The organism is Acinetobacter sp. CAU_H_29a_1 (genome assembly GCF_058599505.1).
The window spans coordinates 991707-1006504 of the sequence record NZ_CM178655.1; the positions used below are offsets into that span (position 1 = coordinate 991707).

Below are 14798 nucleotides of genomic sequence, written 5' to 3' on the forward strand. Positions count from 1 at the left end.
AAAATCGATTTCAGTGACTAGAAATGAGTTTAGCAAAAAAAGAACAGTCTGAAACTATTTTAAGTTCAAAAAATCTATGTCTTTGTAAAAATCAAGTCAAATTGTTGAGCAAGTAATCAAAAAAAATAATTAATTTATTTTTAATGAGGATTGCTTGACTGGGTTAAGTTATTGAAATTTAATAGTAAATAAATTGATCAAAAAATGATCAATTTAAATAGAAGCCTTAAAGAGTGGGGGGAACACCCTGTCAAGTCGATTAGAATCCACAAAGTTATCCCCAGCTTTTGTGGAAAAATGTGGAAAAGTCCAAAACATAAGCAGTTCAGCTAAAATATGAACGCAATCGTTCAAAGTTAAACCGATTTCAATACATGAATATGACAGCAATGACAATTCATGAGAATTTACATTCTTTAGGTGCGAGATGGCTGTGAATCGGATAAAATTGCGCGGTATTTTTTTTAAGGTTTAACTCGTCTATGTTCTCGCCAGTTGAGTCCAATCAGGGATTTAATTTTAAACCAGAACTACCCACTAGCTCTGCGTATTATCGTCTGTTGAAAAAGTTACGCCGTCAGGTGGGTCATGCCATTCGCGATTTTAAAATGATCGAAGAAGGCGATAAAGTGATGGTCTGCATTTCCGGTGGTAAGGACAGTTATACCTTGCTCGATATTATGTTGCAGTTTAAACGCATTGCACCGATCAATTTTGATGTGGTGGCTGTGAATTTGGACCAGAAGCAACCCGGTTTCCCTGAGGACGTGTTACCACGTTATTTAGAAGAGAATAATATTCCCTACTATATCTTAGAAAAAGACACCTACAGCATCACCAAACGTTTAACGCCTGAAGGCAAAACCTACTGTGCAGTCTGTTCACGCTTACGCCGTGGCTCTTTATACGGCTTTGCGCAAGAAATTGGCGCGACCAAAGTGGCGTTGGGGCATCACCGTGATGATATCTTGGCGACCTTCTTCTTGAACTTATTCCATGGCGGCAGCTTAAAGGCGATGCCTCCTAAATTGTTATCCTCAGATAAAAAGAACATCTTAATTCGCCCACTGGCTTATGTGGAAGAAAAAGACATTATTAAATATGCTGAAATGCGCCAGTTCCCGATTATTCCGTGTAACTTGTGTGGTTCTCAGGAAAATCTGCAACGTGCCATGTTAAATGACATGTTGCGTGAGTGGGATAAAGCACATCCAAAGCGTCTACACAGTATTTTTGGTGCCTTGCAAAATGTCTCGCCATCGCAGCTGGCAGACCGTGAGTTATTCGACTTTGAAGCGTTAGATAGCGAACGTGAATTCGACTTTAAAGGTGAAAGTTGTTCAACGGAAGATGAACCAGAGAACAAACGCATTAACATGGTTAATCTTGGCTTTGCAGCAGACTAATTTTGTCAGTTAAGCCAATGCAAAACACCAATCAATGATTGGTGTTTTTTTTATGTGGATGATTTTGATAAACTTTGTATAAGAAATATAAAATATGAACGGTACGTACAAAAAACTTTAGGCACATGTAGGATATACATGCTATAACAATCTCCGAGCATATTTAGCTTCACAATGATGCCGCCTGGATAGGCAGCACACAACGAACAAAGAATTGAGGAAACATCATGCCTGCTTTTTTAACTGATGATTGGTTTTCAACTGTAGAAACATTAACTGCTCAAGCGGGGAATTTGAACCTGCCGCCAGCACTTGCGAATCTTGCAATTAACTTAGTTGTTGCTGACAATACGGGTAATACCGAATTATCTTTAGATGGCGGCGCAATTAAAAAAGGCTTGTCTTCAAACGCGAAAACAACCTTGAACATGGATGCTGAAACACTACGTAAAGTGTTCCTTGAGTTTGATATGGCTGCAGCAATGCAAGCGTTCATGACGGGTAAAATAAAAGTTCAAGGCGATATGTCACAGTTGATGGCATTGCAAACAGCGAAGCCAAGCCAAGAGCAAAAAGATTTATTTAAGAAAGTGCTTGAGCAAACAGCTTAAGTGTTCTGAAATAAAAAAAAGCTTACCTTTATAGGTAAGCTTTTTTTATGCCGATAGAGAGGATCTTTTAGATATTGACCAACTGCGGCGTGGTTTTAATATGTTCAAGATAAGCACGAATACGTGTCACATACTGTAGTGCTTGACGGTAACGGCCATTCTTTGCTTGGTTCTGTTGTAAGTAAGCATACAAATTGAGCCAGTTATTAGGGTCTTTACCTTGTGCCTGAATCCGTTTTTGAATCTGATTCACCGCACCCGGTCCCATATTGTAGGCAACCAATGCATACCAGTTACGGTCAGGGAAGGGGATATCCTCATAGCGACTCAGCATTTGGTCGTAGTACTTGGCACCACCTTGAATGCTTTGCGCAGGATCGGTACGGTTACTTACACCCATGGCTTTGGCTGTGCTATTGGTCAACATCATCAAACCGCGAACACCCGTGGGAGAAACGGAGTTTGGCTTAAGATAAGACTCTTGATAACCAATCGCTGCCAATAAGTGCCAATCTAAATCGTACTTTTGCGCTGTACTTTTAAAACTGGCCTTATAGATCGGCATACGCTGACGCAAATCGCGTTGAATCGTATTCCAGTTTTCAGGCTTCACGACATTACGGTTGTAAAAAGAGGCCAATTGACCAATTGAACCAGATTGTTTACCACGGCAGACAAATCCACTCGCCGTTTGCGTCAATGGATCATTTGCATGTTTAAATACCCAGTTCAGCCCAGTATTGAGGCCATTTTTACGTAAAACGTTTAAATCACCACAAGTTGCAGAAAAGGTTGCGAGACTTTTTTGTTCAATCGTTTGAACACTTGCCGTCGTCATTGCAAAATTTGCTTTGCCCTGTGCGACCCATTTAAGTGCTGTAGCATTATCGGGGACGGTTTTGAAGTCTAGCTTTACATTTAAGCTGTCTGCATAGTTACGTGCAAGGTCATAACCAAAACCATGCAAATGCTGACCATCTTTAAAAACGGTCGTTGGGTTTTCCACTGAAACGACAGTCAATTTATTATGATTGACGACGTTATCATATTGGTAGGTCTTACTTGCATTAATACTATGAAATGGAATTAACAAAGTACTTAAAGCAAGGGCTTTCAACGGGAGAGAGAAAGTTAATGAATTAAGGCAAAGCCTCGATCCAGAAGTTGAACTACTGTGCATGTTGTCTCCGCTACAAGTAATTTATGCCCTAGAACGCAAAGGCAAAAACATGCCTTAAAACGAGTTCAAGTTGTCTAAATTCAATAAGAGGTTGGGCATTCATGACGTCATTCAAAATGACATGGGATTAAGAAGATTATGTAGAAAAACTACATAGATTAAAAAATAGGCAACTAATTTAAGATGTGCGCATAATATATAGCAATTTTAAAAGTGTCAAATTTTGTGCAATATTTTTTTGAAAAATGTAACATAACAATTTAATTTAATTCAGGAATTTATTTTATAAACTTCTGTTGTGGAGAAATAAGGGATAAAATAATCCTTTGTTGTAAATCAATAAGCAGATTTAGACGGCATTCATCATGAAATCAAACTTAATTACACGTGCTGGTCACGACAAATTGGTGGCGGAATTAAAGCAGCTTTGGCATGAAGAACGTCCTGAAATTACCAAGAAAGTAAACTGGGCGGCGAGCCTTGGCGACCGTAGTGAAAACGCGGATTATCAGTACAACAAACAGATCTTACGTAAGATTGATCGACGGGTTCGCTACTTGGGAAAACGCCTCGAAGAACTTCGTATTATCGACTTTTCTGAAGAGCAGGCTGGCAAGATTTATTTTGGGGCTTGGGTCGAAATTGAAAATGACGCAGGGGAGCAAAAAACCTTACGCATCGTTGGGGTGGATGAAATTTATGATCATCACCCGCAGCACATCTCCATCGACTCGCCGATGGCACGGGCTTTACTGTCCAAACAAGTCGATGATGAAATTGAAGTGTTGACGCCAACTGGAAAAAAACACTGGTACGTCAATTCAATTCGTTATGACATACCTGAAAGTTCAGAGAACTAAAAGATTTTGTTTTAATTTTAGCCACTTGGTGTGATTTTTGAAGAAAAGTATTTGCCAAGTAGATTGAATGTTTATATGATGTCGCCCATGGAAGCGTGGCAGAGCGGTTTAATGCACCGGTCTTGAAAACCGACGAGGGTGTGAGTCCTCCGTGAGTTCGAATCTCACCGCTTCCGCCAAATTCAAAAACCCTGACTAAGTCAGGGTTTTTTTTATGCCTTTTTTAAAGTTAATTTTTAAAAGATGCCAGAGTTATTGATCAATTTTCCATCCTATAGAGGCTGTAAATTTAATATCTTATTGAGATTGAACATTTTTTAGCTGAATAGTGGCTTTTTGCAGGCCGTGAGATGAAAAATATTTGCCAAAAAATATTTTTATTTATATGATAGCGCCCATGGAAGCGTGGCAGAGCGGTTTAATGCACCGGTCTTGAAAACCGACGAGGGTGTGAGTCCTCCGTGAGTTCGAATCTCACCGCTTCCGCCAAATTATTTTTAAATACAAACTAAAATTAATCAGTAATCAATAACCCAAGTTTAAGTTGGGCCATTACGGCAAGTAGTGTGGGGCACACCACATAGATCGGCAGTGATCAAATTCTAAAAAAAGCAGTTAGACCTTCTCTTACTGCTTTTTTTTATTTAAGGTATTTAACCTTCTTTTATAGTATTCAGCTATAGCTTGAGTTGTCCAACTCGATCCCTTTTTAGATTCGCTATTCGTTTTCAGACAAGCAGTTATAGAGACTACACTGTTGTGCTATGTAGTAGTCGTTTTGGTAGATCAGTTTTTCGAAAGTTTCTCAATTTCATCTGAACGGTTCTTAGCATCCTTCGTTTGGTTTATCTAGCAACTTCTTACCTATAAGTTGGAACTACATATGATTTGTAAAAGTATAGAGCGATAGTTCCGTTTCGCTTTTTTTCTACCGCCATTGCGATGGGTCGATTGAAGGGTATTCTCCCGTATTTGATTCATCTGATATTTCCTTCATTAAATAAGCAAAGGTGTCTTGCATATTTTTACAGATTCTATAAATTGGGTAGATCGGTCTACTTAGTTGAGTTTGATGAATACGAAAACTGCGAAACAGAAAATTTTAGATGCAGCCGCAATTTTGTTTTATAACGATGGCATTACCGGTACAGGGATTAATAGCATTACCGATAAGGCCAAAGTTGCCAAAATGTCCTTATATAATAATTTCCCGACCAAGGCTGACCTGATTACCTCTTATATAGAAGCACGGCACCAAGAGTGGTTAGATTCGTATGCGCTTCGAAACCAACAAGCGCATACCCCTATTGATAAAATTGTCGCGGTTTTTGAAGCCTATCAAGACCATGCTGAGTTTGCCTATGAAAAAGGTTTTCGGGGCTGTGGTTTGTTGAATGCTGCTGCTGAGTTCCCAGCGCACAGCGCCGAGCGCTTGGCTGTAAAACGGCATAAGGATGAAATTGAAAACATTATCTCTACACAGCTTGCCCTTATCATTTTGGACGTAGATAAGGTCAAACAAATGGCTTTGTTGTTGTCTTTTATTCTAGAGGGATCGATTGCGCGAGCGGGCTTGGAAAGCTCGAGTGAAAAAGTACAAGCTGCAACAGCTATGGTGAAAATACTTTTAGCACAGGAAATCAGTACGTGAATCAGTCTGTTTCTGCAGTACCGAATTATGGTTTTATCGCGGTGCTGTTCGCTGCTTTTCTATGGGGAACGACGGGCATAGTCGCATCTTTTGCACCTAATTTGAGTCCTTTGGCTGTTGGCGCTGCCGCCATGGGCGGTGGTGGACTGTTACAGGCACTTTTGGCACGAAAAAGTATTATCTACCATCTGGCACATATCAAAGCCAATGCTGTGATGCTCGGTGTAGGCGTAATTGCGGTTTTTATTTATCCTTTGGCCTTTTATTCATCGATGCATTATGCAGGCATCACCATTGGTACGGTCGTGTCGATTGGTACGGCGCCTTTATTTACCGCACTTTTAGAAAGGGTGTTTGACCGAAAATCACTTTCGATGACATGGTTGATGAGTTTCGTATTCGGCGTGACGGGCGTTGCGCTACTTTCTCTCGGGGAATCACATGCTGTGGCAACCACGGAGCATTTGTCCCAAAACCGACCAATGTTGGGTATTGCTTTAGGGGCGGTTGCGGGATTGACCTATGCTTTATATTCTTGGGCGGCAAAACGAATGATTGACCAAGGAATGGATGCAAAAGCGTCAATGGGGCTCATCTTCGGGCTTGGTTCTTTATTATTACTTCCGACTTTATGGATAACAGGTTCAAACTTGTTTGAAGAAAACATTAACCTTTATGTCGTGGGTTATATGATGTTGATCCCCATGTTTTTGGGCTATGTTTTATTTGGATATGGCTTAAAAACTGTGCCTGCGAGTAAAGCCATTACCTTGACCTTATTTGAACCTTTGGTTGCTGCTGTTTTTGCAATCCTGTTGGTGGGAGAACAACTTGCACCAATCGGCTGGATTGGGATGGTTTTAATTTCAATTTGCTTAGCATTGCAGACTAAAGCAAAGTAAATTTTTTGCTTCAGACATTCGTTGGCGCATAAAACATATTTGCCGGGTGTCGGGAAATTTGATGCCTAGTTGGACTAAGCATCAATCTTATTTCAGTGAAATTGGCTATACACCTTAAATCTTTATAGGTATTTAAGAATGCGAATGTGTTTGTTTTTATGTTTAAAGGCTGAAAATTTCAACATCAAGGGATAGAGAGCTACAGTTAAAATAATCGAAATGAGCCAGAGGGTGGAGACATGATCGACGCCGAAGTATTCGCCATGGGTCGTGCCAAACAGAGCGACCGCAATGAGATAGAGAGCTTTCAGCACATATAAGTGTACGATATAGAAGAACATTGGCACGGAACCAAAGATAATCAAGGGTTTGACCCAAGGTTTACTTTCAACCCTTTGAAGTAACACTAACAGAACTAAGCCTAGCCCGACATTCCACAAAATAAACAGCAGCGATGGCGGATACTTGGTCAAGTTCAAAAAACTCATAACGGTTTCAGTGCTGGTCGGCATGACTGACCATGCTTGGTCGCCATAGAGATTGATCATTCTTAAAACGATAAATAAGCTGATACTGGCAAGCCCGAAGCCTAACAAGATTTGATTTCTTTTTGCGACATCGTATGTACTGTTAAATATGGTATGACCGATGCAATAGCCAAGGGTAATCACCCCAATCCAAGGCAGTACTGGGTAAGAGGTTCTAAAACGAATCAGATCTCCAAATTCGATCCAACCACGTTCATGTAAAATAAACCACAGATTTTGCAGGATCGGCATCTGCGAAAATGACACTTGATCCAGCGCATTATGTCCACAAATAATGCTGAGACTGATCACCCAGAGCCATTTTTGCGATAGCCCAATCAAGCCTGCTAAAACCACCATACTCAGACCAATGGCCCAAATTACTTGTAAATAGATGACATCGGGCGGGAACTGTCCAGTCCAAGCGAAGTTGATAATGATCAGTTCGAGAAAAATCAGAAATAGACCGCGTTTGAGTAAAAATTCACGTGTCATTTGAGCGCTGTTGTTTTTTGCTTGGTAAAGATAAGCCGATAAGCCTGTTAATACCACAAAAACAGGTGCACATAAGTGAGCCAAGATCCGGCTAAAGAAAAGGGATTCTTCGGTTCCTGGAATCAGCATCGGGTCGGGGACTTGCTGGTGGAGATAAAAAGTTTCTCTGACATGATCGACCATCATAATCAGAATAACTAATCCTCTGAGGGCGTCAATCGCTTGTAAACGTTGTGAAGGTGTAGACATAAGATGAATTGAAAATTAGTGTTATGGTATAATGTAACATTTATTTCAATCATTTATATCTGAAATTCAATCAGTAAAATTTATATGCAATCCAATGGTTCGAGATGAAGTATCAAAGGTAGATGCATTAATTTGTAGACGACTGGTCTATTATTGATTCATAGTGTGGATATGAAACGATCAGACAAAAGTGAAGCAACACGACTACACATTTTAAATAGCAGTTTTCAACTGGTATTACATAAAGGTTTTGTCGGAGTGGGTTTACAAGAAATTCTAAAGAATTGTGGGTGGTGTTTCAAAAAGTATGCTAGTTAATTCTGTCAATAGAGAAATTGAAAATAAGTAAATTAAATTCACTATATTTTTAATGCTTTATGAGATTTCAATTGTGGTTAAAATATAATCAGTATACTTTTTGAAACACCACCGAATTGTGATGTGCCAAAAGGTTCATTCTATTATTACTTTGCTTCGAAAGAGGCTTTCGGCTGTGCGCTACTCCAGCAGTATTTGGCCGACTATAAAGTCAAAATCGATCAGCTGATACAGCAAGAACAGCGAAGCGCCTATGCAAGTCTCGTGGCGCTTTGGCAAGCATGGATTGATAACCCATCACATATTGAAAGTGGAGTTGAACATCATAGCGATGGGGAATGGGCGGAGAATTGTCTGATCGTCAAGTTGGCAGCAGAAGTCTCAGATTTATCTGAAGATATGAGTCAGATTTTGAACTTTGGGGTGCGTAAGTTAACAGAACGTATTTCGGGTCTAATCCAAGCCGGGCAGCAAGATGGTTCAATTCCAGTGCATATTGACGCTGAAAAAATGGCACAGACGATGTATCAACTGTGGTTGGGAGCAGCTTTATTGGCAAGATTGGCCCAAGATAAGCAGCCTCTTTACCTTGCTTTGGAAACCACTCAACAACTATTACAGCCGATAAAGGAATAGCAAATGCAAAGTATTATTCATCACCATTTTGGTGAGCCTGTTGACGCCTTGGAAGCTGCGGATATGCTGCAACCTGAACCGAAAGCGGGTGAAGTGCGTATTAAAATGATTCTATCGCCAATCCATAACCATGACGTGTGGACAGTGCGTGGTAGTTATGGTTATAAGCCAACACTGCCTGCAATTGGTGGCAGTGAAGCTGTGGGTGTAATTGATGCTCTGGGTGAGGGGGTACAAGGCGTATCGATAGGGCAGCGTGTAGCGGTTGCAGGAATTCATGGTAGTTGGGCTGAGTATTTTATTGCGCCAGCACATGGCATCGTGCCTTTAACTGATGCGATTGATGATGAAACGGCAGCGCAGTTGATTGGGATGCCGATCAGTGCACTGATGCTTTTAGATTTTATCGATTTACCAGTAGATTCGTGGTTGATTCAGAACACTGCCAATGGTGCGGTGGGTAAAACCGTGGCAATGATTGCAAAAGCGCGTGGTCAAAAGGTAATTCATTTGGTTCGCCGTACTAAGGCTGTAGCTGAAATGCAGGCCTTAGGCATTCAAAATGTGGTAGCAACAGACCAAGCTGATTGGAAAGAACAAGTCAAAGCGATTCATGCAGATCAGCCACTGATCGCAGGTGTAGACTCCATTGGTGGTCAGGCCAGTGGTGAAATGTTGGCTTTGCTGAGTGAAAATAGTCTATTGGTTTCATTTGGCAGCATGACGGGTGAGACCATGCAAATTTCTTCGGGAGATCTGATTTTTAAACAAGCCACAATCAAAGGCTTTTGGGCGAGTGTGGTGAATAAGCAATTGTCTGCTGAACGCAAAAAGGCGTTAATTGTAGAGTTATTGACGCTTGCTGCACAGAAAAAATTACTGCTGCCTGTTGAAGGCATCTTCAGCTTTGCACAAATTAAAGATGCAGCACTGAAAGCGACGCAAGGCGCACGTCAGGGTAAAGTACTTTTGAAACCTTAACCGTTTTCGACTTAGATCAGCTGTGAAGCTGATCTAGCATCATTCATCAAAAATAAGGATAAAGCATATGATGGGACAAATTTTGATTGCTTTAATTGCACTGTTGCATGTGTATATTTTAGTTTTAGAGATGTTTTTATGGGATAAGCCCTATGGCTTAAAAGCCTTTGGCAATACGCCCGAAAAAGCACAACTGACCAAAGTTATGGCACAAAATCAGGGTTTATACAATGGTTTCTTGGCTGCAGGTTTATTTTGGGCATTATGTGCACCTGAAACTTATGCACTGCCACTGGCCAATTTCTTTTTAGGCTGCGTTTTGGTTGCTGGTATTTACGGTGGCCTGACCGCCAGTAAGAAAATTATCTACATCCAAGCCTTACCTGCGGCTGTAGCGTTACTTGCGGTAAATTTTTTCTAAGGCAAGAGAAAAATTGCTTGAGTTCTACATTAAAAAAGCCAACGTCGAGACGTTGGCTTTTTATTGTGAGTGGGTACGTACTTATTTGACTTCAGGCAAATCAAACCAAATCACTTGTGCTTCTTCCAAAGCTTTAACGTCGCTTGTTTCTAAGAAAGCAATCGCGTCACCTGCATGAAGAGTATGTTCTGCAATTTGGATTGAACCTGAAATCACATGTACATAATTAATATGCTGTGTAGCTTTAACTTCTAGCATTTGATCTTTTTCAATCACAGCCGTTTTGACTTCGGCATCTTGACGGATATGCATTGCAGCATTGTCATTTGGACCACATATTACATGCCATTGATTTGGCTGCTCATGTGGATCAAGACGAATCTGCTGATAGGTTGGTGCTGCATCTCTTTGATTTGGGGTAATCCAAATTTGTAGCAAATGTACTGGCTCATCACCCTGATTCATTTCGCTATGCTGTACACCTGTACCTGCACTCATCAGTTGCCATTCACCTGCCGAAATACCGCCATGGTTGCCCATGCTGTCTTTATGGGTGATGGTGCCTTTGAGTACACAGGTTAAGATTTCCATATTGTCATGGGGGTGTTGCCCAAAACCTTGATGGCCCGCGATCACGTCGTCATTGATGACACGTAGAGCACTTACGCCCATATATTTAGGGTTATACCAACTGCCAAAAGAAAAGCTGTGTTTAGACTCTAGCCAGCCGATATTCACATGACCACGGTCTTGACTGCGATGAATGAAAGCATCCATTTTGAACTCCAATCTTATTTTTAATCTATGGAGCAATTTTAGCGTTTTATATTTATCGCTAAAATATTGAATTTGCAATGTTGCGTTTCAATATTGAAATGATTAAACGCAACATTGCAGCCTTAGTTTAAATAACAATACCGTACGCGGAAATCTTTCCAGACGTAGTTTTTGCCTTGCGCATATTCAGCTAAAAATTGTTGATGTAGATTCGGCTGCTGTTGCATCCAGTCATTGCCCCATTTCACACCGAGTGGAGCTGCTTTGTCTTTAAAAACAAAATAGTCATCAAGGCAAGTACTGCTTTCAACGGAGAGTGGTACATCTTGATCATCGAGATAATTTTCATAATTAATCGAGTTGGGTGGATTCTTTAAGAACACTTTGTCACTGGCGGTGAGCAGAACTTTTTGTTCAAAGTGCTTCAATTGACCTTGTTTGTATTCATAGCGGGTTTCAAGGTTATAAGGTTGTACGGTTTGGTAGTCGCCTGGAGACTTGGTGCTGTATTCAAGTATTGCATTATTATAATCCGATGAGTCCTCGTCCCATTTGGGGCCAAAACTCATCCCATCTTCAATGGCAGGAGCCACAAATTGTACGCGGTGAAGCTGTTTGCCATTCGTGTCGATTTCAATAATTTCATAGCTGTATCGGTAGCGATTGTTGGCATAGATGGCGTTCATGGCCGCATTGGCTTTTAACTCTGTAGGAGTATAGGCATAGCGAGTACGAAAAATCAGTGCGAGATGCTTCGCGACGGGCATAATCGAAAACAGCTCATGATCTTTGACTGTATTGTCGAGTTGAGGCTGTAGGGTGATTTTTTCTCGATTTTCAGCATATGCCTCGCCTATTGAAAAAACCGCGGAGTGGGGCGGGTTTAAATAAAGTAGTTTAGGCTTTGGCCCTGTTCGAATCGCGTAATAGTAAATCGGAGATTTGCCTGCGATGACATAATAGCGTGCATTCAAAAGTGGCTCTCTGAGACTATCTTGCTCTGGAATGTATTGCGGATGACGGATTTTTTCATGATCATCCAGATTGTCATATGGATTGTCAGATTCCACCACATAAGCAGAAGCATCCACGCTGGTCACTATTTCTTCATCTAATTCGGCAAAGCTATAAGTTGAGAAAGATAGTAAGCAGGCCACGGGCAGTATTATTTTTAAAGCATTCATCGTCATTTTTATATTGTTGTAATTGAAAAAAGGTGCTCTCAAGAGAACACCTTTTATAGCGTAAATGCCTTAGAAAGCCAATTATTCTAAGAATTTAACCGTTACACCTGACTTCACTTTTTTGCCAAGATCATTGGCATCCCAGTTGGTCAAACGGATACAACCGTGTGATGCTGTTTTAGAAATAGCTGAAGGGTTTGGTGTACCGTGAATACCAAATGATTTTTTGCTTAAACCAATCCAGATATTCCCTACAGGACCGTTTGGACCCGGTGGTAGAGAAAGTGGTTTTAAGTTTTTGCCCTGTACAAAGTTACTTGGCGAGTAGCTATACCATGGATTTGGTGCAACACCAGTGACTTTATAGGTACCCGCTGGCGATGGAGTGTCCGAGCTACCAATGGTTGCAGGGAAAGAACCAATCATTTGGTTGCGGCTGTTAAATAAATACAGCTGTTTTGCACCTTTGTGCGCAACGATCAAATGAATGTCTTCTGGCACTTCATTGCGGATATTGGCCACAATAATTTTTTCGCCCGCTTTTTTGAAGGTCGCTTTTGGATTTAACTTCTGCAAGAAGTCTTCATCCATATGGAACTTTTCACCCAACATTTCAGTCACGCGAGTGTAATACAAACCTTTCATTTTGGCTTGTAGTGCATAATCGCGTGGAATTGATGCGGCATAAGGACCTTTTAGGTCTGCTTCGGTAATGGTGTATTCAATAAATGCAGGCTTAGAACCTTGGCTTGCCAGTAGGGCATCCCAAGTTTCTTTGGTTAAAGTGCCTGTTGCTTTTAAACCGCTCATTTGCTGGAACGAAGCAATGGCTTTGAGGGTATTTTTACCGCTCATGCCATCAATTGCACCCGGAGACGCATGTGCATTATTCAGCATCACGTGAGCACGTGCATAGACAGGGAATTGGCCTTTACCAATATTGTCAAACCATTCTGCACTGTTTAGACCATTTAATGTCCACGATGCTTTTGCTGCAGCAGGATTGGTCGTCGTGGTGGTCGGTGCAGGGGTGGTTTTGCTTGGTGCAGCACCAACGTCAGCGGTTTTATCTTCAGATTGTTCAAGTTGATCTAAAGTTTGCGAAGCTTGGTTTAAGTCTGCTTGTTCTTTTGCTGTAATTTGGCTATTTGCAACCGCAGTAGAAGCTGAAGCGACATCTGTTGCTAAAGGATCAATAGGATCTTGAACTGAAGTACCAATGATCTTTTTGGGCGTCAAAGGTTGTTCAGTAGTAGATGCAGCAAACGCTGTACCAGCAAGAATGCAACTTAAACTCATCGCGAGTATTGTGCGAACGAACATGTAATTCAACCTTAAGAATTATTCATTTACAAAGTAAAAACTAGTCAAGTATTACAGAAAAAAGATGGAGATGCAGTATTTGTTTTGTGTAAATATTCGTTTGCATCTTTGTCCTGATCGAATTTTAGTGTTATGAGAAGTTATTAAAAATTCGACCTTTTTGTTATGATGGTGAGCAAATTTAATTGAGATGGGAAAGTAAATGACGACGCTTAAAAATGATCGTTTTCTACGTGCTTTATTACGTGAACCTGTAGATACCACACCCGTCTGGATGATGCGTCAAGCAGGGCGTTATTTACCTGAATATCGTGCAACCCGTGCACAAGCGGGTGATTTCCTTTCGCTGTGTAAAAATAACGAATTTGCGTGTGAAGTAACTTTACAGCCTTTACGTCGTTATGAGCTCGACGCTGCCATTTTATTTTCAGATATTTTAACTGTACCCGATGCTTTGGGTTTAGGGCTTTATTTTGAAGCTGGGGAAGGGCCTAAATTTCATAAAACGGTTCGTACTGAACAAGATGTGGCGAATTTACCTCAGTTTAATGCTGCATCTGATCTCGACTATGTGATGAATGCAGTCAAGACGATCCGTTCAGCGCTTGGCGGCCAAGTGCCATTAATTGGTTTTTCAGGCAGTCCTTGGACGCTAGCAACTTATATGGTTGAAGGTGGTTCGAGCAAAGATTTCCGTTTCACCAAACAAATGATGTATGCGCAACCTGAAGTTTTACATGCGCTGCTCGATCGTTTGGCTGATGCGGTGATTGACTATCTAAATGCGCAAATTGATGCAGGTGCTCAAGCCGTACAAATTTTTGACAGCTGGGGCGGGGCATTGGCACACCGTGAATATTTAGAATTTTCTTTAAAATACATGCAAAAAATTGTTGCAGGTTTAAAACGTGAAAATGAAGGACGTAAAGTGCCTGTGATCTTATTCACCAAAGGTGGCGGTCAGTGGCTAGAGCCGATGGTGGCAACAGGAGCTGATGCTTTTGGTTTAGATTGGACGACGCCATTAAATGTAGCTCGTCAAACGGTGGCTGGCCGTGCGGCACTGCAAGGCAACTTAGACCCTGCAACATTATATGGTTCGCATGACACCATCGTGAAAGCCACTAAAGCCATGTTGGATGACGCTTATGCAGGCGGTGAGAAAACAGGTTATGTTGCAAACTTAGGTCACGGCATTACTCAGTGGGTTGACCCTGAAAACCCGAAAGCCTTTGTTGATACTGTGCATGAATACAGTGCCAAATATCTCTAAGTTT

The 14798-nt window shown here is 41.1% G+C and carries 13 protein-coding genes, 2 tRNA genes and 1 pseudogene; 11 read left to right on the forward strand and 5 right to left on the reverse strand.

Features of this window, described 5'->3' with window-relative positions; all coding sequences use genetic code 11:
- Positions 1-482 precede the first annotated feature (482 nt).
- Together ttcA and AC4MDD_RS04955 are read left to right on the forward strand one after the other, a co-directional pair.
- The gene (gene ttcA, locus AC4MDD_RS04950; RefSeq protein ID WP_004695645.1) at positions 483-1406 is read left to right on the forward strand and encodes a tRNA 2-thiocytidine(32) synthetase TtcA; all 924 of its coding nucleotides are present in this window, start codon (positions 483-485) and stop codon (positions 1404-1406) included.
- 227 nt (positions 1407-1633) lie between these two features.
- A complete protein-coding gene (locus AC4MDD_RS04955) occupies positions 1634-2017 on the forward strand; it encodes an SCP2 sterol-binding domain-containing protein (protein ID WP_279669793.1) in 384 nt (127 codons plus the stop codon).
- A gap of 67 nt (positions 2018-2084) precedes the next feature.
- Here the strand turns inward: AC4MDD_RS04955 and AC4MDD_RS04960 are convergent, their stop codons facing one another.
- The gene (locus AC4MDD_RS04960) at positions 2085-3197 is read right to left on the reverse strand and encodes an MltF family protein (protein WP_491882383.1); all 1113 of its coding nucleotides are present in this window, start codon (positions 3195-3197) and stop codon (positions 2085-2087) included.
- A gap of 365 nt (positions 3198-3562) precedes the next feature.
- On the opposite strand from AC4MDD_RS04960, the gene greB reads away from it, so the two are divergent.
- The 5 genes from greB (at position 3563) to AC4MDD_RS04985 (ending at position 6610) form a co-directional block, all read left to right on the forward strand.
- Entirely contained in the window at positions 3563-4057 is a 495-nt protein-coding gene (greB, locus tag AC4MDD_RS04965; protein WP_078425340.1) for a transcription elongation factor GreB, read from the forward strand.
- A gap of 89 nt (positions 4058-4146) precedes the next feature.
- Positions 4147-4236, forward strand: a tRNA-Ser gene (locus AC4MDD_RS04970).
- Positions 4237-4456: 220 nt separating this feature from the next.
- Positions 4457-4546 (forward strand) — tRNA-Ser (locus AC4MDD_RS04975).
- 583 nt (positions 4547-5129) lie between these two features.
- Entirely contained in the window at positions 5130-5708 is a 579-nt protein-coding gene (locus tag AC4MDD_RS04980) for a TetR/AcrR family transcriptional regulator (RefSeq protein ID WP_491882384.1), read from the forward strand.
- Positions 5705-6610 (forward strand): DMT family transporter, encoded by a 906-nt coding sequence (locus AC4MDD_RS04985; protein ID WP_114836985.1) that lies wholly within the window; start codon positions 5705-5707, stop codon positions 6608-6610. Before AC4MDD_RS04980 ends, AC4MDD_RS04985 begins: the two co-directional genes overlap by 4 nt.
- Positions 6611-6732: 122 nt before the next feature.
- Here the strand turns inward: AC4MDD_RS04985 and AC4MDD_RS04990 are convergent, their stop codons facing one another.
- Positions 6733-7881 (reverse strand): acetyltransferase domain-containing protein, encoded by a 1149-nt coding sequence (locus AC4MDD_RS04990; protein ID WP_491882385.1) that lies wholly within the window; start codon positions 7879-7881, stop codon positions 6733-6735.
- Positions 7882-8316: 435 nt separating this feature from the next.
- On the opposite strand from AC4MDD_RS04990, the pseudogene AC4MDD_RS04995 reads away from it, so the two are divergent.
- From AC4MDD_RS04995 to AC4MDD_RS05005, 3 genes and pseudogenes are all read left to right on the forward strand, one after another.
- Positions 8317-8835, forward strand: a pseudogene (locus AC4MDD_RS04995) (TetR/AcrR family transcriptional regulator); the annotation flags it as partial.
- A 3-nt stretch (positions 8836-8838) separates the two neighbouring features.
- Positions 8839-9816, forward strand: coding sequence for a zinc-binding dehydrogenase (locus tag AC4MDD_RS05000; protein ID WP_114837166.1), 978 nt, complete (start codon positions 8839-8841; stop codon positions 9814-9816).
- A 67-nt stretch (positions 9817-9883) separates the two neighbouring features.
- Complete coding sequence (locus AC4MDD_RS05005; RefSeq protein WP_087013231.1) at positions 9884-10237, forward strand: DUF1304 domain-containing protein; 354 nt, start codon at positions 9884-9886, stop codon at positions 10235-10237.
- An 81-nt stretch (positions 10238-10318) separates the two neighbouring features.
- On the opposite strand, the gene AC4MDD_RS05010 is transcribed toward AC4MDD_RS05005, so the two are convergent.
- From AC4MDD_RS05010 to AC4MDD_RS05020, 3 genes are all read right to left on the reverse strand, one after another.
- Positions 10319-11014 carry a pirin family protein gene (locus AC4MDD_RS05010; protein WP_491882386.1) on the reverse strand — a complete coding sequence of 232 codons (696 nt, stop codon included), beginning with the start codon at positions 11012-11014 and terminating at the stop codon, positions 10319-10321.
- A gap of 122 nt (positions 11015-11136) precedes the next feature.
- Positions 11137-12204, reverse strand: a complete 1068-nt coding sequence (locus AC4MDD_RS05015; protein ID WP_491882387.1) for a hypothetical protein — start codon at positions 12202-12204, stop codon at positions 11137-11139.
- A gap of 75 nt (positions 12205-12279) precedes the next feature.
- Positions 12280-13521 (reverse strand): L,D-transpeptidase family protein, encoded by a 1242-nt coding sequence (locus AC4MDD_RS05020; RefSeq protein ID WP_242759422.1) that lies wholly within the window; start codon positions 13519-13521, stop codon positions 12280-12282.
- A 202-nt stretch (positions 13522-13723) separates the two neighbouring features.
- Between AC4MDD_RS05020 and hemE the strand changes: the two genes are divergently transcribed.
- Positions 13724-14794: a uroporphyrinogen decarboxylase gene (gene hemE, locus AC4MDD_RS05025; protein ID WP_078425354.1), complete on the forward strand. Its 1071-nt coding sequence runs from the start codon at positions 13724-13726 to the stop codon at positions 14792-14794.
- Positions 14795-14798: the final 4 nt, after the last annotated feature.